Origin of the sequence: Streptomyces atratus (genome assembly GCF_040655115.1) — a bacterium.
GTDB classification, from domain to species: domain Bacteria; phylum Actinomycetota; class Actinomycetes; order Streptomycetales; family Streptomycetaceae; genus Streptomyces; species Streptomyces atratus_D.
Map to the genome: position 1 here is coordinate 1 of NZ_JBFAJH010000048.1, position 23083 is coordinate 23083.

18 protein-coding genes are annotated in these 23083 nt (G+C 69.9%); 12 read left to right on the plus strand and 6 right to left on the minus strand.

What is annotated here, in order from left to right; genetic code table 11:
- Positions 1-311: 311 nt before the first annotated feature.
- The 7 genes from AB0I23_RS33170 (at position 312) to AB0I23_RS33200 (ending at position 6755) form a co-directional block, all read left to right on the plus strand.
- Complete coding sequence (locus tag AB0I23_RS33170; protein ID WP_359114946.1) at positions 312-653, plus strand: hypothetical protein; 342 nt, start codon at positions 312-314, stop codon at positions 651-653.
- Positions 654-889: 236 nt separating this feature from the next.
- The gene (locus AB0I23_RS33175; RefSeq protein ID WP_359114948.1) at positions 890-2323 is read left to right on the plus strand and encodes a hydrolase; all 1434 of its coding nucleotides are present in this window, start codon (positions 890-892) and stop codon (positions 2321-2323) included.
- Positions 2324-2855: 532 nt separating this feature from the next.
- Positions 2856-4730 (plus strand): sensor histidine kinase, encoded by a 1875-nt coding sequence (locus AB0I23_RS33180; RefSeq protein WP_359114950.1) that lies wholly within the window; start codon positions 2856-2858, stop codon positions 4728-4730.
- Between the two features lie 7 nt (positions 4731-4737).
- Positions 4738-5172, plus strand: coding sequence for a roadblock/LC7 domain-containing protein (locus AB0I23_RS33185; RefSeq protein WP_359114953.1), 435 nt, complete (start codon positions 4738-4740; stop codon positions 5170-5172).
- 2 nt (positions 5173-5174) lie between these two features.
- Positions 5175-5546 (plus strand): DUF742 domain-containing protein, encoded by a 372-nt coding sequence (locus tag AB0I23_RS33190; protein WP_359115045.1) that lies wholly within the window; start codon positions 5175-5177, stop codon positions 5544-5546.
- A complete protein-coding gene (locus AB0I23_RS33195; protein WP_359114955.1) occupies positions 5524-6174 on the plus strand; it encodes a GTP-binding protein in 651 nt (216 codons plus the stop codon). The genes AB0I23_RS33190 and AB0I23_RS33195 overlap by 23 nt, the downstream gene beginning before the upstream one ends.
- Complete coding sequence (locus AB0I23_RS33200) at positions 6171-6755, plus strand: GAF domain-containing protein (protein WP_359114958.1); 585 nt, start codon at positions 6171-6173, stop codon at positions 6753-6755. Before AB0I23_RS33195 ends, AB0I23_RS33200 begins: the two co-directional genes overlap by 4 nt.
- A gap of 72 nt (positions 6756-6827) precedes the next feature.
- Here the strand turns inward: AB0I23_RS33200 and AB0I23_RS33205 are convergent, their stop codons facing one another.
- The 6 genes from AB0I23_RS33205 to AB0I23_RS33230 form a co-directional block, all read right to left on the minus strand.
- Entirely contained in the window at positions 6828-8768 is a 1941-nt protein-coding gene (locus tag AB0I23_RS33205; RefSeq protein WP_359114960.1) for a DUF2264 domain-containing protein, read from the minus strand.
- A 22-nt stretch (positions 8769-8790) separates the two neighbouring features.
- The gene (locus tag AB0I23_RS33210) at positions 8791-9030 is read right to left on the minus strand and encodes a hypothetical protein (RefSeq protein WP_359114962.1); all 240 of its coding nucleotides are present in this window, start codon (positions 9028-9030) and stop codon (positions 8791-8793) included.
- A 46-nt stretch (positions 9031-9076) separates the two neighbouring features.
- Positions 9077-11509, minus strand: coding sequence for a polysaccharide lyase 8 family protein (locus AB0I23_RS33215; protein WP_359114965.1), 2433 nt, complete (start codon positions 11507-11509; stop codon positions 9077-9079).
- A gap of 22 nt (positions 11510-11531) precedes the next feature.
- Positions 11532-12914, minus strand: coding sequence for a M60 family metallopeptidase (locus AB0I23_RS33220; protein ID WP_359114967.1), 1383 nt, complete (start codon positions 12912-12914; stop codon positions 11532-11534).
- A 157-nt stretch (positions 12915-13071) separates the two neighbouring features.
- Positions 13072-14166: a LacI family DNA-binding transcriptional regulator gene (locus tag AB0I23_RS33225; protein ID WP_359114968.1), complete on the minus strand. Its 1095-nt coding sequence runs from the start codon at positions 14164-14166 to the stop codon at positions 13072-13074.
- Between the two features lie 62 nt (positions 14167-14228).
- Positions 14229-15215 carry a hydroxyacid dehydrogenase gene (locus AB0I23_RS33230; RefSeq protein ID WP_359114971.1) on the minus strand — a complete coding sequence of 329 codons (987 nt, stop codon included), beginning with the start codon at positions 15213-15215 and terminating at the stop codon, positions 14229-14231.
- A gap of 339 nt (positions 15216-15554) precedes the next feature.
- Between AB0I23_RS33230 and AB0I23_RS33235 the strand changes: the two genes are divergently transcribed.
- The 5 genes from AB0I23_RS33235 (at position 15555) to AB0I23_RS33255 (ending at position 22924) form a co-directional block, all read left to right on the plus strand.
- Complete coding sequence (locus AB0I23_RS33235) at positions 15555-16577, plus strand: ABC transporter permease (RefSeq protein ID WP_359114973.1); 1023 nt, start codon at positions 15555-15557, stop codon at positions 16575-16577.
- Between the two features lie 88 nt (positions 16578-16665).
- Positions 16666-17526 carry a carbohydrate ABC transporter permease gene (locus AB0I23_RS33240; protein ID WP_359115047.1) on the plus strand — a complete coding sequence of 287 codons (861 nt, stop codon included), beginning with the start codon at positions 16666-16668 and terminating at the stop codon, positions 17524-17526.
- A gap of 51 nt (positions 17527-17577) precedes the next feature.
- Positions 17578-19251, plus strand: a complete 1674-nt coding sequence (locus AB0I23_RS33245) for an extracellular solute-binding protein (protein WP_359114976.1) — start codon at positions 17578-17580, stop codon at positions 19249-19251.
- Positions 19248-20714 (plus strand): M1 family metallopeptidase, encoded by a 1467-nt coding sequence (locus AB0I23_RS33250; protein ID WP_359114978.1) that lies wholly within the window; start codon positions 19248-19250, stop codon positions 20712-20714. Before AB0I23_RS33245 ends, AB0I23_RS33250 begins: the two co-directional genes overlap by 4 nt.
- The gene (locus tag AB0I23_RS33255; RefSeq protein ID WP_359114979.1) at positions 20711-22924 is read left to right on the plus strand and encodes a right-handed parallel beta-helix repeat-containing protein; all 2214 of its coding nucleotides are present in this window, start codon (positions 20711-20713) and stop codon (positions 22922-22924) included. Before AB0I23_RS33250 ends, AB0I23_RS33255 begins: the two co-directional genes overlap by 4 nt.
- Positions 22925-23083 lie beyond the last annotated feature (159 nt).

The window sequence follows — 23083 nt, forward strand, 5'->3', positions numbered from 1 at the left end:
TCCTGGACCAGCACAACATCCACCGGCCGAAGTCCTGGAGAAGCAGCCGTGGTTGACACCGCTGATTCCAAGATCCCCGACAGAGTCAAGCTCAGGCGGCGTTGCGGCCAGCTTCACCGGGGAGGCTGCCCGCGCATGTGGCGCGACCGAAGCTGCCCGTGGCGCTCTGGACATGGCTGCCGCGGATCGCGAAGGTGTACGTGGCCTGGCCGCCCTCGCGGTACGCGACGAACAAGCATTCGCGAAGCTGATAGCAGGGCCGACAGTGACAATGAGACTGTCGGTTACGGCGGACCCGGAGTGAGACGGTCGTGCAGTTCACTGTGAGAGTGATGGGGCGGATGAGCGGGGACGCCGTCGCCCAGCGGACCGCGGACGCGTTGGGCATCTTCAACTCGACCCCGCAGTTCCTCAGCAACGAGCGATGGGAGATCGAGGTCGTCCTCCCCGACGAGGCGGAGGACGTGGAGTCCGGTCCCGACGGCGAGATCGCCTCGGCCTGGGAGCTGCTGTGTGACAGCGTCGGGGACAACGGCTCAGGCGTGGATGCGGACGAGGCCGAACGGGCGGCGACGGCGGACTTGGAGCGGGTCCGGCAGGCCTTGCTTGATGCAGGCGCCTCCGAGGTCCTGATCGAGGCGCTCGAACCGTAGGACCTCACGCCCACCGTGGACGGCCCGCCGGATGTACCGGCGGGCCGTCCTGCGTCGTCCCCCGCCGGAGCCCCAAGGCCCGGCCTGCGTCGAGTGCGGGGACTCGTTTGCCGTTTGTCATGTACGCTTAAACGGTCTGTTGCCCAGGTCGCATCCCAGTCACTGTTCTACGCGCGAAGAATTCAGTACCCAGCGGCTGCGCCCTCGTAGATCAACCCCTCCCGGAGGTATGGCGGATGCTTGGATCCGGTAAGTTCCCTCGTCGCAGGCTCGTCAGCGGTATAGCCGTCCTGGGCGCGCTCGCCACCGGCACCGCCGTCCAGGCGGTTCACGCCGCCCCCAGCGCCACCGCAGCCACCACCAACCGCGTGCTGTTCGACAACGCACACGCCGAGACGGCCGGCAACGCGGACTGGATCATCAGCACCAGCCAGCCGGACCCTCTGGGTCAGAACTCCAGCCCCACTTCGGAGACTTCCTGGACCGGCGCCCTCTCCTCCTGGGGCGTGGCCCTGCAGAAGACCGGCAAGTACAGTCTGAAGACGCTGCCGTCGGGCAGTTCGATCACTTACGGCACCACCAGCGCAACCGACCTGATGAACTTCGACACCTTCGTGCTGCCCGAGCCGAACGTTCTGCTCACCGCGGCGGAGAAGGCCGCCGTCATGAACTTCGTGAAGAACGGCGGCGGCCTGTTCCTGATCTCCGACCACACCGGCGCCGACCGCAACAGCGACGGTGAGGACGCGGTCGAGATCATCAACGACCTGATGACCAACAACACCGTCGACGGCACCGACCCGTTCGGCTTCTCCGTCGACTCGCTCAGCATCAGCTCCGACCACCCGGCGGCGATCACCGACAGTACCAACGCGGTGCTGCACGGCTCCTTCGGCACGGTGACCAAGAGCCTCATCGCCAGCGGTACGACCGCCACCCTCAAGCCGGCCGACAACTCCAGCGTCAAGGGCCTGCTCTACCGCACCGGGTACTCCGGCAACACCGGCGCCTTCTTCGCCACCAGCACCTTCGGCAGCGGCCGCGTCGCCTTCTGGGGCGACAGCTCGCCGATCGATGACGGCACCGGCCAGTCCGGCAACACTCTGTACGACGGCTGGAACGACTCCGGCGCCACCAACGCCACCCTCGCCCTCAACGCCACCGAGTGGCTCTCCGGCAGCGGCGGCGGCACCGGTACCTGCACCGCCGCCCAACTGCTCGCCAACCCCGGCTTTGAGTCCGGCAACACCTCCTGGACCGCGAGCAGCGGTGTCATCACCACGAGCAGCGGCGAGGCCGCCCGCACCGGCTCCTACAAGGCCTGGCTCGGCGGCTACGGCTCAGCGAGCACCGACACCCTCTCCCAGTCCGTCACCATCCCGTCCGGCTGCGCCGCCACCCTCAGCTTCTACCTCCACATCGACACCGCCGAGACCACCACCAGCACCGCCTACGACACCCTCAAGGCCCAGGTGCTCAACAGCTCCGGCACCGTGCTCGGCACCCTCGCCACCTACTCCAACCTCAACGCCGCCGGCGGCTACACTCTGCGCAGCTTCGACCTCAGCAGCTACGCGGGCCAGACCGTGACCATCAAGTTCACCGGCGTCGAGGGCTCCATGCTCCAGACCTCGTTCGTCATCGACGACACGGCGCTCAACGTGAGCTGACAGCAGTCGCACCGGGCGCCCGCAGCCACCTGGCAGCGGGCGCCCCGTGGCGAGGGACCGCCCAGGATCCGCCGAGCGTCCGCTGCCGGTCGAGGCTTGACTGCGGCCATCGGTCTCGCCGGTGAGGCAGCGGTGGCTGCGTGACTGCAGGAGCAGCGTGGCGCAGCTCCAGGGACTTGGGGTGGCCGGCTGCGAACGGGTCACCCTCGGGATGCGGTTCCGGTTCGTTTTCGGCCACCGCAAGTGTGTCCAGACCGAACTGCCCCCCGGCGGTCCGGCTGCCGGGCGACCATGTCAATGCAGCGTTATCGGTCTCTTGTACGAGAGTTCATACCGGAGCGGGACGGATGGCAGGCAAGTTTGACAACTGCCTGTCGCGGGAGCCCGATTGGTGACTACTGTGTGTGGTCGGTGATCAACGCTGTGCTCATATCGTTCGAGCATGCCCGGGCGTTGACCCGAGCCTGACCGACCACCGTAGGTGCCACCGCATGAACGCCGATTCCTGGTGCCCCATGTACCGAGGACGCTGATGTCTCAACTTCGCGCACCTGAAGCGCGACCGGAACGCCGAGAGGGCGCGCGGCACGGCCGGCCGGGTGCCCGTTCCCACTCGGCCGCGGCCAGGCCGCGCGCCGCACAGCCGTCTCCTGACGCCCGCATGCGCCCACAGATCCTGCGTACCGCCCTGCTTCCGGCCGTCGCCGCGGTGCTGAGCGGTGCCGCAGCCGTCATCTACACGATCCGTTCCACAGGAGCCCGCCCGACCACCCAGCTCTGGACCGCGCTGGGCGGATCCGGGGCGCTGGCCGCCGCCGCCGTGGTCGCCGCATTCCTCGGCGCCAACCGGGTCACGACCACCGTCCTCGGCCGCTGCCTGGCGCTGCGCCGTGCCAGTGCCCAGGGCCAGGCCGACCTGCAGCGACTGGTGGAGCAGCTCCGCAACGGAGGGCCGGTGCCCGCGCGGCGCCCCCCGCGGCCCGTCGCCCCCGGCAGCGACGCCTTCGACCTGCTCGCCCAGGAAATGGGCCGGTCGCACGAAGGGGCCGTCACCGCCGTCGTCCAGGCAGCCCGGCTCAGCAACAGCTCCGGCGAGGAACAGCGGGTCGAGGTCTTCGTCAATCTCGCCCGCCGCCTCCAGTCCCTCGTCCACCGGGAGATCCAGCTGCTCGACGAGTTGGAGCACGAGGTCGAGGACCCTGATCTCCTCAAGGGTCTCTTCCAGGTCGATCACCTCGCCACCCGCATGCGCAGGCATGCCGAAAACCTCGCCGTACTCGGCGGAGCCGTCTCCCGGCGCCAGTGGAGCAACCCGGTCACCATGACCGAGGTGCTGCGCTCCGCGATCGCCGAGGTCGAGCAGTATCCGCGGGTCAAACTGGTGCCGCCGATCGACGGCACCCTGCGCGGTCACGCCGTGGCCGATGTGATCCATCTGCTGGCCGAACTCGTCGAGAACGCCACCGTGTTCTCCGCCCCGCACACCCAGGTGCTGTTGCGAGCCCAGCACGTCACCGCCGGGCTGGCCCTGGAGGTCGAGGACCGGGGGCTCGGCCTGCCGGGCAACGAGCAGAAGCGGATGAACGCCCTGCTCGCCGACCCCGACCGGGTCAACGTCGCCCATCTGCTCCAGGACGGCCGGATCGGGCTCTTCGTCGTCGCATCGCTGGCCCGCAGGCACGGCATCGCGGTCCGGCTGCAGAGCAACATCTACGGCGGCACCCAGGCCGTACTGGTACTCCCGCAGTCCCTGCTCGGCGCCGACGCCGACGCACCCACCACGGCCGACGCCGTCCCGGTCCCGCCGCCCGGGCCCGTACACCGGCCACCGACCCAGGGCGACACCGCGCACCAGCGGAAACTGAGCCCGGGCCCGAACCGGCAGGCCCAGGTGCCCAGTCAGCCGCTCCGCCTGCAGCAAACGCCCCAGCAGCCGCGAAGGCAGGGTGAGGGGCCGCCGCTGCCGCTGCGCGCCGAGCGTGTCACCCGGCCCACCCCAGCCGATGCCCGACCCGGCATCCAGCGCCCGGACGACGCGCTTCCAGCCCTCCAGCCGGAGCCCGGAACCGTGCGCGGCACCATGGGGCGGCCTCAACTCCCCAGGCGCGCCCACCAGGAACACCTGGTCCCGCAGCTGCGCGAAGCCCCGGCCCCCCGGGCCGATGACGCAGAACCCCCCCTGCACGACCCGGGGCTGATGGCGTCATTCCGGCGGGGCATCGAGCTCGCGGAGGCCCGGAGCGACGCGGACGCCGACACCGCACAGCCCCCGGACGGCGCCCTCGACGCGTCCGGACCGCCGGCCCGGCAGCCCCTTGAACCGCTGCCCGTCCGGGGAACCATCGCGACCGCCTTCCCGCTCCCTCCCGAACCGGGCCCCCTCGAAACGAACACCTTGAAGGAGTAGATGCACCATGACGACCGATATGCCGTCCGGTCAGGTCGCGGACCTCGACTGGCTGCTGAGCGGGCTGGTACAGCGTGTGCCGTACACACGCAACGCGGTCCTGCTTTCCGCCGACGGGCTGGTGAAGTCCCTCCACGGCATGGACGCGGACAGCGCCGACCACATGGCGGCGCTGGCCGCCGGCCTGTACTCCCTCGGTCGCAGCGCCGGGGCGCGCTTCGGGGACAACGGGGAGGTCCGGCAGGTGGTGGTGGAGCTCGACTCGACGTTGCTCTTCGTCTCCACCGCCGGTTCCGGCACCTGTCTGGCTGTCCTCGCCGGACGCGAGGCAGATGCCGCGGTGCTCGGATACGAGATGACGATGCTGGTCAAGAGCGTCCGGCCGTATCTGATGACTCCGGCCAGACAGGCGGCCGGGGCATCAGCCACCACGGGGCTGTGAGAGTGTCGGCCCCGCAGGACGGGCCGTTGCTCGACGACGCGGCGGGCCGGCTCATCCGTCCGTACACCGTGAGCAACGGCCGTACCCGTCCGACCGCCGTGCTCGATCTGCTCTCCCTGGTGAGGGCCACCGGCACCGATCCGCAGACGCATCTCGGCCCCGAGCACTCCGTGGCGCTCGGGCTGTGCGGCGGACCCACTTCGGTGGCCGAGATCGCCGCACATCTGCGGCTGCCCGCGGTTGTCACCAAGGTGCTCGTCTCCGATCTGGTCGACTGCGGCGCAGTCACCGCGCATCCGCCCGCCTTCCCTCACACGCCCACCGACCGATCTCTGCTGGAGGCAGTGCTCGATGGCTTACGACGACAGCTCTGACGGCTTCGGCACCTCGGACGGAGGCGACGCCCCCGGAGGCTCCGAGTGCTTCCCCGTCGCGCTCAAAGTCCTGGTGGCGGGGGGCTTCGGCGTCGGCAAGACGACGTTCGTGGGAGCCGTCAGCGAGATCGCGCCGCTGAGCACGGAGGAGCTGCTGACCCAGGTCAGTGCGGCGGTCGACAGCCTTGAGGGTATCGAGTCGAAGACCGCCACGACGGTCGCCATGGACTTCGGCCGCATCACCCTCGACGAGCAGCACGTGCTCTATCTGTTCGGCACCCCGGGCCAGGAGCGCTTCTGGTTCATGTGGGACGAGCTCTCCCAGGGCGCGCTGGGAGCGGTCGTGCTCGCCGACACCCGGCGGCTCGAGGAGTGCTTCCCCGCGGTCGACTTCTTCGAGCGGCGTGGCATCGGATTCATCGTCGCGGTCAACGAGTTCGACGGCGCTTACCGTTACGGCCCCGACGAGGTGCGGGCCGCGCTCGACCTTCCGCCCGAGGTACCGGTCGTCCTCTGCGACGCCAGGATCGCGAACTCGGGTACCGGAGCGCTGGTCACACTGGTTCAGTATCTGATCGACGCCACCTCCGCCCCCGCCCCGCTCTCCGCCTTCGGAGCCCACCCGTGAACGGACGCATCGACGGCCGGCTGCTGCCGACCCCCGTCGACCGCGACGCCCCCGTCCGCGCTCATCGGCTGCCGACGCTCGGGGAACGGGCCGGTGGATCGTTCGCCGGCTTCGACGCGTTCGCGGACAAGGTGGCCGAAATGATCGATGTGCCCTTCTCGATGGTCAACTTCATCGACGCGAACCGGCAGTTCTTCGCCGGACTGCACACACCGACCGGCACACACACCGGTTCCTACCTGGGCGTTGCGGCCGCGGGCAGCGGCCGCGGCGGGCGGTACGTGGCCCTCGATCACGGCTACTGCCCGCATGTCGTCGCACGGCGGAAGGCGCTCGCCCTGGAGGACGTCTGCGACTACCCGAGATTCGCCGGCAATCCGGTCGTCGACGACATAGGCATCCGTTCCTATCTGGGGGCGCCGCTCATCGACCCTGCGGGCATCGTGCTGGGGGCGGTCTGCGCCGTCGACACCGTGCCCCGCCCCTGGGGGCAGGCCGGTCTCGACACGATCAAGTCCTTGGCGCAGGAACTCATCGGCCACATCCACCGACGGGAGGACAACGGCAGCATCGCGCTCTGATCCGTCGCCCCACCTGTGCCTCGGACGTGCGAGCCGCCGCCCGTGCCGGGGAGCACGCTCGGACGTCTGCGCTCAGACCTCGACCGTCGTGCCGTCCAGGAAGGTCAGCGCCACCGACTGCGCATCGGCCCGAACCACCACCGATTCACGCAGTGCCTGCGGATGGACGGTGTCGCGGGAGAGCGCGACCAGCGAGACATGGATGCTCCGCCCGCCCGGATGACGGTCGCTCCGGAGATACGGGATCGCGGAGTGCGGCCCGTACGCGTTGGACTGCACGTCCCGCGCGACGCCGGCCCCTTCCACCGCCTCCTGGGACGTCCCGCCCGCCGCCGTGTCCCAGCCGTACAGGGCGACCACGGCACTGGTCAGACCGTCGGCGGTGCGCGTCAGCGCCCAGCCGGGTCCTGACGAGGAGAACGGCCGCTCGGCGTGCGCCACCGCATGACCGCCCTCCCGCACGACCGCGCCCTCCGGCGCCTCGACCCGGTGCACCCGGATCTCCCACGGGCCGTGCAGCACGCTTGTCGTCTCGATCCGGTACGCGCGGTCGTCGCCGGGCAGCCGGGCCGCGTACCAGGACGAGGCGACGCGGTCCTCACAGCGCAGCGGATGGATCCTGCGCCGCCGTGACGGGGTGCCGTCCGGAGCGAGGAGTGCCAGATGGCCGTCGACGGCGCGTGCCACGGCATGCGGCGCGGACTCGGGCGCGGTCGCTGTCGAATAGGCGAGCTTCGCGTAGTGCGGGTCCTCCTCGCCCGTGTCCGCGTCCGTGGTGTCGTCGGTGGCGGCGGGCGGGTTGTGGTCGCTGCCGTGGTTGATCAGCCGGACGATGCCGTCGTGCCGTGTGGCGTGCAGCAGCCATCCCGGTGCGGGCAGCGCGGTGTACTGGTCGGACTCCTCGATGGGGAGCGGGAGTTCCCGCTCCGTCCACACCGGGTGGTCCGCCGGGAGCAGCAGCCCGAGGAAGCCTTTGCTCGCCCAGTACGGGGAAGCGGGACCGGAGTACGGCTGGGTGCTCGGCAGGAACGTGTCGTACCAGCCGAGGGTCAGCAGCCCCCGCTCGTCCGGGACGCCGCGCTCCACGAAGTGCCGCAGGGTGCCCGACGCGAGCCGGCGTGTGAGTCCGGGTGCGAGCGGCGTGAAGTCGGCCAGCGCCCCCATCCAGACGGGTGCGAGCGCCGCGAGCCGGTACGTCAGTGAGCGCCCCTGGTGGACCGGCGCACCGTCGGAGCCGAAGAAGTGCGGATAGTCCTGCAGGAACCGGGAGAGCCGCTGTCGGTAGACCTCGGTCCTGCCGCCGTCGCCGTCCGGGCCCGCCATCCGCGACCAGAGCAGCGGATAGAGATGCATGGCCCAGCCGATGTAGTAGTCGAAGTTCCGGCCGTCCCCGTCGGTGTACCAGCCGTCCCCGACGTACCAGTCCTCGATCCTGTCCAGATTGCTCTCGATGTCGGAGCGGCTGTAGGGGGCGCCCACCGAGGCGAGGAACTGCTCGGACACCACCTGGAAGAGACGCCAGTTGTTGTCCCAGGTGCGGCCGCCGACGAAGCCGGAGAACCAGTCGACGACCCGCTCCTGGACCCGGGTGTCCAGCTTGTCCCAGATCCAGGGGCGGGTCTCATGCAGACCGACGGCGATCGAGGCGGCCTCGACCATCTGCTGCGAGCAGTCGGTGAGCCGGGGCCAGGCCTCGGCGGAGGCCGGGTCCGTGCCCGTTACCAAACCCTGCGCGTAGCGTTCGATCAGTTTCGGATCGACGTCCCCCCGGGCTCCGGCGATGCGGAAGGCGGCCATCAGGAAGGAGCGTGCGTATCCTTCGAGCCCGTCCGACACCACGCCCGACCAGCTGGCCCGGCCGGGCAGCCGGTACTGCGCGAAGCCCGGTGTGGCGTACGGGACGAGCGCGTCGAGCATGTGGTCGGCCGAGGCTTCCCAGTGCGCGCGCGTCCAGCCGGTCCGTGAGGACAGCAGCCGGTCGGTCGGGGGGAGGTGCAGGAAGGGCGGGGTCATGCGGGCGGTGCTCCTCAGTCCGTCAGTGGGTGGCGCCGGCCGGGGTGTATCGCCCGGTCGTGATGAAGTCGCTGCCGCGGTACGTGGTGGCCAGGCGCAGCCGCTCGGTCTCCGTCGAGGGGAACGCCGTCGCGCGGACTGCGGTGGTACGGGCACGGGCCGAGGCGGTCCCGGAGCCCAGTAGGGTCGCGGGGCCCGCGCACGCGAGGACGGCGAGGGCATTGCGGCGGCTGAACGGTGACGAGGCGGGGGAAGGGTGCATGCGTACTCCCGGAGGAAGGAGGGGAAGACCGGTCGCAGGTGCGTGTTCAGGAGAGGGTGGCGGTGTGCGTGTGACCGCGCGATCCGCCGACCGTGACGGTGAGGACGGGGCGGCGGCCGGGTGCGACGGACACGGTGGGGTCGGCGGCGACCACCCGGCCTACCGGGAAGGGAAGTTCCAGCGTGACCGTGGTCTGCGTGCGGCTTGGGTCGGCGACGGCGACGGAGAGGTCCTGGCCCCGGCGCTGGAGCAGGACCGAGGCGGGTCCGGACGCGGTGATCCCGGCGGCGGTGGCCGCTGCCCAGAAGTTCACCGCGGTCAGCCCCTGCCTGCGGACCTCCACGGCCTGCGCGGTGACGTCGTTGGCGACGATCCGGACCGGTCGCGCGTGCGACCAGACGGCGGTCGCGGCCGCGGACGCGCCGGGCAGCAGGACATAGGCGTAGCCCGCATCGGTGGGGGAGACACCGTGATCGACCCAGAGCGTCACATAGCGGCGGGTGACCGGGTCGGTGCTGCCGCCGGTGTCCGCACCGGTGTTGATCGCCCGCCAGGTCCCGGTCCGCTCCTCACGCAGCGCCTGAAGGGCAGTGGGGTCGGGGAAGACATAGCCGCCGACGCCGTCGATATGCGCCCACCGGGCATCGCCGAACTCTTCCGTCCAGCCCTGCTCCGCCGGCCGACGTGCGCCGTCGACCGTCAGCCACTGCGTGCCGTCCGAGCTGAGATTGCGGTTCTCGACGACCGTCTCGATCGTGCGCCCGTCGCTCGCGGTGATACCCGCGCCGAGCGCGATCACCGCATTGTCGAGCAGGAACCAGGATTTCCTGGCCCGCAGGGTGCTGCCCGCGGGTCCGACGAGCTCCATCGCCGAAGCACCGTAACGGCCGTGGAGCACCGCTCCGCCGGCGACGGCGTTCGTCGGCCGGTAGGTGGAGGTGCCGGCGCCGGTGCCGAGATCGGTCCGCTGCCTGGTGTCGACCGTGGTGCCGGGCAGACGGTACGGGTCGACGGTCGGCCAGAAGCCGTTGCTGAACTGTCCCAGGTCGTCGCCGTCGTACAGATACGTCATGCCGTCGCCGGTGTACCAGCCGTGCAGATTCTCGCCGTTGCCGGCCTCGTAGGCCGAGATCCGCTTCGACGACAACGACAGTGCGCAGGCCCAGCGGGGCTGCCGGTGCACCACCCGGTCCATGTCGGCGAAGACGAAGTGACCGGTCGTGCGCGCCCCGGCGGGGATGCTCCGGTTAGCCAGCACGGCCTTGGCGAGGGCCAGTTGGGGAAGGGTGGCGAGAGCCGTGAACGGGGTGGTGCGGTTGCGGGTCAGCCAGCCCTTGGCCAGCGCGCGCCAGCGGTCCGCGTACGCGGCGGGTGCGCCGGTCGCCAGGAGCAGGATCGCCGCGACGGTCGCCGCACCGTCCCGGTGGTCACCGGCGCGCTCCCGGGAGATCGCCCGGCCGCGTACCGCGTCCATCATCAGCCCGTCGAAGACCACCGGCGAGAAGGTCCGCTCGACTGCCTCGTACATCACGGAGACCTGCGGGTCGGCGACCGCCCACTCGGAGTCCGCGAGCAGGGACAGCAGATAGGCGGCTCCGCCGAGCAGAACCGTGCCGTACGTGCCCGTGTACGCGACCACGTCGTGCTGGACGAACGATCCGTCCTCGTAGAAGCCGTCTCCCGAACCCGTGTACCGGAAGAGGCTGTTGCGTCCGGAGTCACGCACGTCGGAGAGCGCGTCACGGGCCGATGCCAGCTTGGCCGCGTCCTGGCCCAGCAACCCGCGCAGCGCGACGATGACGGCCTTGTCGGTGCGGTTGGCTCCGGTCTCGGCGAGCGTGGGGGAGTTGGTGCGACGGTCCGCGTTCGGGCAGAACCGGTCGACCACTGCCAGATAGTCCGCCAGATCGGTGGCGGGCAGACGCCCGCGCAGCAGGACGGAGCAGTCCATCAAAGCCCGCGGGGCGCCGATCTCCCAGAACCACCAGTTGCCGGTCTCGCGCTTGGCCGGGTTGTAGGCGGTGTCGTACGTGAAGCGCAGCGCGGCGACGAGGGCGTCCGCCGCCTCCTCGCTGCCGGCCAGTGAGGTGCCGGGGGTGGCCCAGGCGGTCGCGAGCGTACGGAGTCGGGTGTAGCTCTGGCCGAAGTTGCCGGGCTCGGTGACCGGGGAGAGGTCCGGCCAGAGTGCGGTCCGTCCGGCGCTGCGGTCCAGGGTCTCCCAGAGCCCCTTCGCCGTGGTGTCCAGGATGGCGACCGCGGCGGCGACGTCGGGGTCGGACGGGTCGAACGCGCCGCCGGTCAGGAGGGTTTCGGCACGCTGGAGGAGCGCGTCGAAACCCACGGTCCCGGCGCTCTCGCCGGCCGCCACGGGCTGCGCCTGTGCGACGCCGGCCGTGGCGACGAGTGTCGTGGCGGAGGTGGCCGCGACGGCCGCGGTGGCGCCCGTCGCGGCGAGCAGGGTGCGCCTGCTGAGGTTCATGGGTGTCTCCTTTCGCCTGTGGTCAGTCCGTGAGCGTGCTCGGGTCGACGGGCGGCTTCGGCAGGTTCAGCGCGGCCAGTTCCGCCGTGCCGACGGCGTCGATCGGGAACACCCAGGTGTTCACGAAGAAGTCCGTGAGGTCGTAGCCGGAGACCCGGCTGGAATATGTGGCGAGCGCCCGGTAGCGCTTGTCGGTCTCCGTGTAGTCCGACTGCGGGTTCTCCTCGCGCACCAGCTTGTGCAGGCGCGGCCAGAAGTCGTCACCGAAGGCGAGCTCCAGCTGGCGCAGCGGGACGAGCTTCTCGTACGCGCTGAAGGACTTCTCGTACGTCAGCCCCGCCGTGCCGAACTTGAGCTGGGCGGACCGGAAATAGGTGAGCCCGGTCTTCGGATCGACCGTGAGGAGGTTGGAGGGCTGCTTCAGGGTGCGCTGCGCGGCGAGCGAGTAGATGTTGACCGTGACCTCGGTCAGACCGCCCGGCTTGTACGCCATCTGCTGGTGCAGATGGCCGAGTTCGTGGTACAGACCCCAGCCGCGGGTCCGCAGCCCCTCCACCGTGGTGGCCCGGTCGAGATAGGCGCGGGGGAAGCCGTTGTAGCCGTGCGTGGCGTACGCGCCGACACCGCTCGGCACTTTGCTGACCTCGGTGAAGTGGTACGGCCCCGCCTTGCGCCGGTGCACCGGCTTCGAACCGTCGAGACCGCTGATCCGGGCGTGCGAGTCGATGATCGTCTCGACCAGTTCGAGCAGCGCCGCATGGTCCTCGCCGCGGTACAGGAGCGCGCCGTCACGGGTGAGGGTCATGATGGTGTGCGGGGCGTGGAGTTCGACGTACGGCGAGGTGGTCAGCGTGTCGAGCTGGTGCTGGAAGTCGGCCTCGGAGGTGCTGCCCAGCGTGAAGACCGGCATCGGGACTGCGCCGGAGCGGAACACCACACCGGCCCGCTCGCCGTTCCCCGTCAGGGTCAGATAGACGGGGCCGCCGTGCGGGTCGGTCACGGTGTTCGCTCCCGCCGTCAGCGGGTAGCTGCGGGGCTCGGTGATCTCGCCGTAGTAGTCCCACGCGCCGATCCAGAGCGTGGGTACCAGGCCGTCGTTCGGCTGGACGGTGAACGAGAGCGGGGTGGCGGCCGGCACGTACAGGCCGGTGGGCTGGAACTCGGAGCCGCGCAGGGCCTGTCCGAGCCGCAGCCGCTCCACCTCGGCGGCGGGCCGCGCGGTCATGCTCACCTTGACGGGCTGTGCGGTGTCCGCGGCAGCGGTACCGGCTGCCCGGGCGGAGGGGGCGGTGGCGCCGAGCGTGACTGCCGCTCCGACGCCTGCCGCGGCGGCGAGAACCGAACGGCGGCTGACGGGGGAGGCGGCGGCCGACGGCGTGACGGCGGAGAAAGAGGACTGACGCATGCGGAACTCTCCCTGCAGAAACAATTGATGCGCGGAAGCGTGCGGAACAGGTGAAGCTCGCCGTCAGCATGTAAGCGGTTGCTATCGAGCCGCAAGGGGAGTCGGGAAGTTACTGTTATTTACTATGGTCAACTACGGGCAGTGGTGCAGTAACCGGTCACATCCGGATGGCCCGACTGGACCGGGGCGCGACGGAATCGCGTACCACGATGTGCGTGCCGAGCCGCAGTGCGCCCGTGGTCGGCTCGCGCCAGTCGTCCTCGTCCCCACCGCCGACGGCCAGCCGCACGGCCTGCCGCCCCATCTCCTCCAGTGGCACATGAACGGTCGTCAGCCGCGGCCGCAGCTCCTGGGCGACCGGAATGTCGTCGTACCCCACCAGGGAGATGTCCTCGGGCACCCGCACCCCGGCCTCCTCCAGCGCCTGGGCCGCGCCCGCCGCCACGATGTCGTTGGCGGCGAAGACGGCGGTGAAGTCCAGCCCGTCCCGCAGCAGTTCCGCCATCCGCCGGTAGCCGAAGTTCCGGCTGAAGGTGCCGGGCTGGGCCAGCTCCGGGTCCGGTGTCACCCCGCGCAGCTCCAGGGCCCGCCGGTGTCCGGCCAGCCGGTCGCGGGTGGTGGAGAGCTTCGGCGGGCCGCCCAGGTAGAGGATCCTTTCGTGCCCCTGCATCAGCAGATGGTCGGTGATGGCGAAGGCGCCGCCCTCGTTGTCGTACTCGACCGCGGCCGTCGGTGCCTGCTCCCCCAGTGGCGGCCTGCCGCACAGCACGAGCTTCGATCCGCCGGCGTCCAGCTCGCGGGCCCGGCGGGCCAGCTCCGAGGTGTAGCCGTGGTCGGCGACGCTGCCGCCGACCACGATCACCGCGTCGGCCCTGCGCTCGTGCATCAACTCGACGAAGGCCAGCTCGCGCTGGGGGTCGCCCTGGGCGCAGCACACCAGGCAGAGCCGCCCGCCGAGCGCGGCCTCCCGCTCGACGCCTCGGGCGATGTATGCGTAGAACGGGTCGATGAGCTCGTTGACGATGATGCCGACGGTGCGGCCGGAGGCGCCGGCAAGGGCGCGGGCGTGCGCGTTCACGACATAGCCGAGCTCGCGCATCGCGGCCTCGACCCGCTCCCTGGTGGCTTCCGCGACCGGGTAGTTGCGGTTCATGACGCGCGAGACCGTGGCGGTCGAGACGCCCGCCCGCCGGGCCACATCCGTGACGGTCGCCCTGCGCGGTCCGTCCGCGGCCGTGCTCTGCCGGCGCATCCGGCTCACCCCCTGGTGACTGTTGTGTGACGCCGAGCCTAGAGCCTGGGCGCGGGTGGGGTTCACGCGATCCTCCCCAGGTCGGCCCGGTGGACCGGATGGGCGAACGGCGCGCCCTGCGCGTACCGCACCAGCTCGTCGACGGCGAGCGCCCCGAGCCGCCCCACCTCATTGCCCTGCGCGCCCGCCAGGTGCGGGGTGAGGAAGACGTTCGGCAGGTCCCACAGGGGGTGACCGTCCGGCAGGGGCTCGGGGAATGTGACGTCCAGAACCGCGTCCAGCCGCCCGCTGACCAGGTGCTCGGTCAGCGCCTCGGTGTCCACGAGGGGGCCGCGCGCGGTGTTGACGAGCAGGGTGCCGGGGCGCATCAGGCCGATCCTGCGCGCGTCGAGCAGCCCACGGGTCTCAGGTGTGTCGGGCGCGTGCACGGTGACGACATCGCTGGTCGCCACCAGGGTGTCCAGATCGGTCGGGGTGACCCCGAGCCGTACGGCCTCGTCGGCGTCGACGTACGGATCGTAGAGCAGCACCTCGGCATCGAGGATCCTGAGCAGTTCGATGACCCGGCGGCCGATCCGGGACGCGCCGACGACGCCGATGGTCAGTCCGTGCGTACCGAGCCAGTGCTGCCGGTCGAGGTCGGCGCCGGTGCGGTGGGTCCGTCGGGTGCGGAAGAGTTCGGCCAGCGGGAACACCCGTTTCGCGCCCATGATGATCGCCGCCAGGGTGTACTCCGCGACTGGTACGGCGTTGGCCGCCGCGGCCGAGGAGACGACGATCCCGCGGTCGAACGCCGTCGGCGACAGAAAGGTCTTCACCGTGCCGGCCGCGTGGATCACCGCACGGAGCTGTGGGGCCCGGTCCAGCAGGGCGGCGTCGACGGGCGGGCAGCCCCAGCCGGTGAGCAGGACCTCGGCCGAGGCCAGCGCCGCGGCGGCCTCCCGCGCGACGAAATCTCTGACCGCGGACGGGACGAGGAGATCTGCGGACTCCTCCAGCCGGGTCCGTACGGGCGGTGGGAAGACGTCGTCGAGCAGTCCGGGGCTCATGACCAGGACCGTGCGCGGCCGCCTCGGGGGCAGTTCCGCAGCGTCGGTACCGGAATGAGCCGGTGCCTCTTCGGTGGTTCGCACCCTGCCTCCGGACAGTAAGCGTGTTCTATGGAATGACCGGCACGCTAGGTACCCCGAGGCCCGACCGTCAAGCATGACCCTCGGTCAACTAACCCGTTTCGTGGTTAATTTGCTGGTTCATCCCCCAGGATTTGACCGTGAGAGTCCCGCGTAACGGAGCCGATTCTCCAGATCTCTTGACGCTGGGGTTAACCGCTTACTAACTTGCGGCCGCAGAAGGCTCACCACGCGCCAACCGGCCGAACAGGACGCACCATGGCTGAAACAGCACCCCCACTGCCTCGGGAAAAGCGGTCAAAACGGCAACAGAGGACTGCAACGTCGTCGTCTTCGTCGACCCGGACCGTTCTCCCGCAGAGCAGGCTGACCGTCTGGCAGCGGATCAAGCGGGACCGGGTGATGCTGCTGCTGACCCTGCCGGGCCTGCTGTACTTCATCGTCTTCCACTACGTTCCGCTGCTCGGCTATGTCGTGGCGTTCCAGGACTACCAGCCGTACCTCGGCTACATGCACAGCGCCTGGGTGGGCTTCGCCAACTTCACCGCCGCGTTCGGTGAGCCGGCCTTCTGGTCCGCGACCTTCAACACCCTGGAGATCGCCCTCATCCAGCTGGTGTTCTTCTTCCCGATCCCGGTGGCCCTCGCCCTGCTGCTCAACAGCATCGTCAGCGAACGGATCCGGCGCTTCGTGCAGAGCGTCGTCTACCTGCCGCACTTCATCGGCTGGGTCATCATCGTCTCGATCTTCCAGCAGATCCTGGGCGGCGCCGGGCTGTTGCCCGATGTCCTCGGGGGGATGGGGCTGCCCCGCTACGACATGATGAGCGACCCCGACGCCTTCCCCTGGCTGCTGACCCTCCAGGTGGCCTGGAAGGACGCCGGCTGGGGCACGATCATCATCCTCGCGGCGCTGCTCGGCATCGACAGGGGCCAGTACGAGGCCGCCGCGATCGACGGCGCCGGTCCCAGGCGCCGCCTGTGGCACGTCACTCTTCCCGGCATCGCACCGGTCCTGATCCTCCTGCTGATACTCAACCTCGGGCAGATCCTCTCCGTCGGCTTCGAGCAGATCCTGCTCCAGCGCGACGCGGTCGGCCCGGACGCCGGTGAGGTCCTCGACACATACGTCTACTACCACGGCATCAAGGACAACGACTGGGGCGTCGCCGCCGCCGTCGGACTCGTCAAGGCGGTCATCGGCACCGCACTCGTTCTGGGCGCGAACAAGTTCGCCCACCGCCTCGGCCACGAAGGGGTGTACCGCGGTGCTGACCGTTGAGAAGCCGCCCGCCACGTCCGTACCCACCACGGCGCCGGCGAAGAAGACTGCCCGGAGCAAGAAGCAGTCCGACGGCCGTCCGCCGTGGATGGAGAAGCCGACCCGCGTCGGGCAGGCCGCCAAGGGTCTCGCCATCGTGGTCGTGGTCGCCGCCGTCGCCTATCCGCTGCTCGGCGTCATCGGCACGAGCTTCGCCTCGCAGATCGACATCATCCGCAGTTCCGGACTGGTCCTGTGGCCCGACCACCCCACCCTGGACGCCTACCGCACCATCTTCACCGGCGGAGTCGTCACCCGGGCGCTCGTGGTCAGCCTCGGCATCACGGTGTTCGGCACCCTCGCCAGCCTGCTCGTCACCGTCGGCATGGCGTACGGTCTCTCCCGCCGCGATGTCACCGGATCCCGTTTCATCCTGATGACCGCCCTGTTCACCATGCTCTTCAACGCGGGCATCATCCCCAATTTCCTGCTGGTCAAAGGACTTGGGCTGTACGACACGTACGCGGCGCTCGTCATGCCCACCCTGGTCAGCGCCTTCAACCTGGTCGTCCTGCGGTCCTTCTTCATGAACCTGCCCGAAGAGCTGTACGACGCGGCGAAGGTCGACGGGGCCGGAGACTTCCGCGTCCTCGTACGGATCGTCCTGCCGCTCTCCAAGGCCGTCCTCGCCGTGATCAGCCTCTTCTACGCGGTGACGTACTGGAACGCCTTCTTCAACTCGCTCCTGTACCTGGGCGATTCCGACAAGTGGCCGCTGCCCATGGTGCTGCGCACCTATGTCCTCCAGGGCCAGAGCCTGAACGCCGCCTCGGCCGGCGAGGTGCTCGCACCGCAGCAGGCCGTACAGATGGCGGTTCTGGTGATCGCCGTCGTACCGATCCTCTGTGTCTACCCGTTCCTCCAGCGCTACTTCACCAAGGGCGTGCTCACAGGCGCCATCAAGGGCTGAGCGCAGCCACCGCCCCCCACTCCTTCCTTCCCCTATCCCAAGGAGATTCAGGTGTCGAGCTCCACCCCCATCAACCGCAGATCACTTTTCCGCATGGGCGCGGGCGTCGGTCTGGGACTGGCCGCCGCCCCGCTGCTCGCAGCCTGCGGCGACGGCGGCACGACCGCGAAGGCGGAGGCCAAGAGCGCCTCACTGCTCCCCGACACCGCGGTCCGCAACATCGGCCTCAAGCCCGACCTGGCGGGCACCGCCGCCGGTGTTCCGCAGGGCTACTTCAGTTACCCGGCCAAGCCGCTGCGGGCCACGAAGGGCACCCCGCTCAAGGGCGCCAAGCCGATCAGCGCGACGATGGAGACCTTCTCCCCGCCGCCGCCCGCCCGCGGCAAGAACGCCGCCTGGCAGGAGATCGAGAAGCTCCTCGGCGGCCAGGTGAACATCACCGCCGTCCCCGCCGACGACTACGGCACCAAGTTCTCCACCATGGTCGCGAGCGACAGCCTGCCGGATCTCTTCATGTATCCCGAGGTCGGGGGCGTCGACAACAAGGCGCCCTTCCTCCAGGCCAAGTGCGCCGACCTGACTCCGTACCTCGCCGGGGACAAGATCAAGGACTACCCGAACCTGGCAGCGATCCCGATGGGCGCCTGGCAGGCCGCCATCTTCGGCGGGAAGCTGTACGGCATCCCGATCGCGCGCACAGGCACAGGCGGCGCCGGCTTCTACCGCCACGACCTCTTCGAAGAGGTCGGCGTAACCGACCTCGCCCAGATCTCGGAGCTCGACAGGTTCGTCGAGGTCTGCAAGGAGCTGACCCGGCCCAAGAAGGACCAGTACGCGATCATCGCGGGCGCCACCACCATGCTCGCGATGTCCGCGGGCGCGCCCTACTACTGGCGGCTCGACGCCAAGACCGGCAAGTTCACCACCGACCTGGAGACCCCGGAGTACCGCAAGGCCGTGGAGACCGCGCGCGAGCTGTACAAGGCGGGCTGCTTCTATCCGGGAACCCTGCAGATGTCCGGGGCGCAGAAGGCCCAGTACACGGACATGTTCAAGAACGGCAAGGGCGCCTACGTCTACGACGGCATGCCCACCTACCTGGCACCCGGCGTCGGCTACATCGCCTCCATGAAGGCGATCGACAAGAAGTACGACCCTCGCCCGTTCGTCCCGTTCGGCAAGGACGCCATCGCCTGGATGGACAACGTCGAGCTGCAGAACACCCACATCAAGAAGGCGTCCGGAGACCGGGTCAAGGAGATCCTGGCACTCGCCGACTTCGCCGCGTCTCCCTTCGGCAGCGAGGAGTACACGCTCATCAACTACGGCGTCGAGGGCAAGGACTTCACGCGGGACGCCAAGGGCAACCCGGCCCTCACCAAGCAGGGCACCCAGGACGTCACCGTGCCGTGGAAGTTCATGGCCTCCGCCGTCCCCGCCATCTTCAGCGCCGACTCGGAACAGGGCGTGCGCCACGTCCACGACGCCTTCACCAAGATGATTCCGATCATGGAGCAGGACCCGACGCTGCAATACTCCTCGCCCACCTGGGACTCGAAGGGATCCGGCAGCCTCTACACGTTCAAGCAGGACGCGCTCAAGGACATCATCGCGGGCCGGAAGCCCATGTCCGCCTACGACCAGCTCGTCAAGGACTACCTGGCCAAGGGCGGCGAGCAGGCCCGCGGCGAGTTCGAGGACGCCTTCCAGGAGGGGAAGAAGTGACGACGCGACGCTCGGCCCTCAGACTCGGCGGCGCGGCGGTGGCAGCGGCCGTCGCGGTACCCGCACTCGGCTCGACCGCCATCGCACAGCCGCACGGCTTCGACCCGAAGCCCGGCTCCGACGGCGTCGGCGACCCGCTCTTCCCGACCCTCGGCAACGGCGGCTACCAGGTCGTCCACTACGACCTGACCTTCGACTTCACCCCGGTGACGTACGACTTCACCGCCGTCGTGAAGATCAATGCCAGGGCGACCCAGGACCTGTCCGCGTTCAACCTGGACACCGACGGGCACACCATCGACTCCGTCACCGTCGCCGGGCGCACCGCGACCTGGGCGCTGTCGGCCGGCAAGAGCGGCCAGGAGCTCACCGTCACCCCCGCCCAAGCGTTGCACGACGGGCAGCCGTTCACCGTCGAGATCCGCTACCACGGCAACGGCAAGGCACCCCGACTGGGCCTCACCGGCTGGAAGTTCGGCACCGACGGCGGTTTCGCCTCGGCCGCCCAGTCCTCCCGCGCCGACACGTTCCTGCCCTGCAACGACACCCCGTCCGACAAGGCCACCTGGACCTTCCACATCAGCGCGCCGCAGGGCTATGTCGCGACCGCCAACGGCGAACTGCTCGACAGGACCCCGCGCGCCGACGGCTCCACCGTGTGGCACTTCGCCCTGCGCGAGCGGATGGCGACCGAACTCATCGGCATCGCCGTCGTCAAGGGCACCTATCTGTACGGCACCAGCCACCGCGGACTGCCGCTGCGGCACATCGTCCCGCAGGGACAGGAAGAGAAGTACGGCCCGATCGTCGCCCGTACCGCCGACCATCTGGCCTGGCTGGAGGAGAAGTTCGGCCGCTACCCGTTCTCCGTGTACGGCCTCCACATCTACGACGGCTACACCGACGCCCTGGAGAACCAGACCCTCTCCCTCTTCTCCACCAACTGGTTCAAGCTCAACGCCAACGGCCAGCCCGGCTACGAGACCACCATGGTCCACGAGCTCACCCACCAGTGGTTCGGCGACTCCGTCACCCCGAACGACTGGCAGCAGGCGTGGCTCAACGAGGGCCCCGCCGTGTACTACGCCGGGCTGTACGGCGAGGAGCGCGGCTGGTCGGTCTCCGCGGACAAGATGAAGGCCACGTACGAGAAACTCGACGCGGTCCGCGCCGCCGACGGCCCGCCCGGACGGCCCAAGGCGCTCGGCGGCACCAACATCTACGACGGCGGCGCGCTCGTCCTGTACGCCCTCGGTCTCCAGATCGGGCAGCAGAAGTTCGACCAGGTCATGCGGGAGTGGGTCAAGCGGTTCAAGGACTCCACCTACACCAGCGAGGAGTTCATCGCCCACACCGTCAAGATCACCGGCGACGCATCCCTCGACCCGTTCCTGCGCGACTGGCTCTTCGGAGCCGTGAACCCGCCCATGCCCGGACACCCCGACTGGAAGGCCGCCGCATGAACCGCCCGATGAACGTCATCCGGGGAACCGCCGCAGCCATCACCGCCGCGGTTCTCGCCGCCCTGGTCGCCGCCCCGATTGCCCAGGCCGCACCAGGTGCCCGCACCCTGTACGCGGCACCCGACGGGCACGGCACCTCGTGCACCGTCGCCCGCCCGTGTTCCCCGGAAGGCGCCCGCGACCAGGCGCGCACCGAGACCGGCCGCGACATCCGCGTCCTCCTCAAGGGCGGCACGTACCACCTCGACGCCCCCCTGCGGCTGGGCGCCGACGACTCCGGCACGGACGGACACACCGTCACCTGGACCGCGGCGCCCGACGCGCGCCCCATCCTGTCCGGCGGCCGCACCCTCACCGGATGGACGCAGAACACCGACGGCACCTGGACCGCCGAGGTCCCGGCCGGCGTCACCCCGCGTCAGCTCTTCGTCGACGGCAGGCGTGCCACCCGCGCCCGGGGCGAGGCCTGCGCGGCGAGCGTCTGCGACGCCACGAAGACCGGCATGACAGGTGCGAAGGCCACCGGCATCGCCGACTGGCAGCGCCCCACGGACGCCGAGGCCGTCATCCGGGTCCGCTGGCGCAACTACCACTGCCGGATCGCGGGCGTCAGCGGCGACCTGCTCACCTTCGCCCAGCCCTGCTGGACGAACTCCGCGAGCGGTACCAACCGCACCGGACCCGCCTGGGACACCACGACGGTCGACTCCACTCGTTACAGCGGTGTCGCCTTCTTCGAGAACGCCCCCGAACTCCTCGACCAGCCGGGCGAGTTCGTCTGGAACTCGGAGGCCCGCAGCGTCACCTACCTGCCGCGCAAGGGCGAGGACATGCACCGCGCGCAGGCCATCACTCCGCACACCGAACAGCTGATCGTCGTCGACGGCGCCCACGACGTCACCGTCAGCGGGATCGGCTTCGCGTACGCGGCGTACCGCCAGCCCGGCACCGACGAGGGCTACGCGGGCATGCAGGCCGGTCTCACCCTGACCGGAGCCACCGGCCCCGCCGACCATGCGGGCCGCTTCTACACCAAGCCGTCCGCCGCGGTCACCGTCCGCGCCGGACAGCACATCTCCATCGAGAACGCGCGGTTCAGCCACCTCGGCGGGGCGGGCGCGACGCTCGAAGCGGGCACCAAGGACAGCTCCCTGACCCGCTCGACGTTCACCGACCTGTCCTCGGGCGCGGTGTACGTGGGTGACACCGAGCCGATGCCCTCGGCGGCCCTCGCGGGGGAGCGGAACACGATCGCGTACAACACCATCACCCGCTCCGGAGTCGAGTACACCGACTCGGTCGGCATCTGGGCCGGTTACGAGGCCGAGCTGACCGTCGACCACAACAGCATCGACCACCTCCCGTACTCCGGGATCTCGGTCGGCTGGGGCTGGAACCAGCCCGAGTCGCGGAAGTCCGTGCTGCGAGACAACAAGGTGACGAACAACCGGATCACCGACGTCATGGAGGTCGCCCACCAGCAGCACGACGGCGGGGCGATCTACACCCAGGGCGCCCAGCCCGGCACCGTCGTCTCCGGCAACTACATCAACCGCTCCGCCTTCGGCAACACCGAGCGCGACGGCAACGGCATCTACCTCGACGAGCAGTCCTCGTACATCACCGTCGAGAACAACGTCATCACCCGCATCGGCTACAAGTGGGTCTCCAACTGGGCGGACTACGGCATCCAGAACACCGCCCGCGGCAACTGGACCGACACCGCGGCGCCCGCGCTCGGTGGTACGGGGTCCGTCATGACGGACAACGCGACCGGCCTGGACCGGCTGCCGGCCGAAGCCCTCGCCGTAGCCGCACGGGCCGGCGCCCATGGCGGCCCCGTCGAACAGCTCCGCGCCGACCTGGCACGCACGGGCACCGCAACCCAGTCCTCGACCGAGGGCACCGCGGGTGCGGCACTCGCCCTCGACGCCGACACCACCACGGACACCCGGACGCTGTCCGAGGCGGGTGCCTGGTGGCAGGTCGACCTGGGCGCGGCGAAGCATGTCCGCCAGATCGAGATCTGGAACAACTCGTCGTCCACGACAGCGGACTTCGACGTCATCACGGACGACGGCACGGTCCACGTCAGTGGCAGGGCGCTGCGTCCGACGGTGCTGAACGTGGACAGCCGGACCCGCACGGTGAAGATCGCCCTGCCGGGAACGGGCCGCGTGGCCCTGTCCCAGGTCCTGATCCACCCGTAGGTCGAGTCCCGCCGAGGGTGATCCACCCGTGCCGGACGGGCTGCGCGCAGCCCGTCCGGCACCTTCGTGCCCGTAGTCCTGCCGTGCTCATGGCGGACGGGGCCGTCCTCGATCGCCGGACGGGCCGGGGCTGGCGCTCTCCGCAGCGCGGCGCGCGGA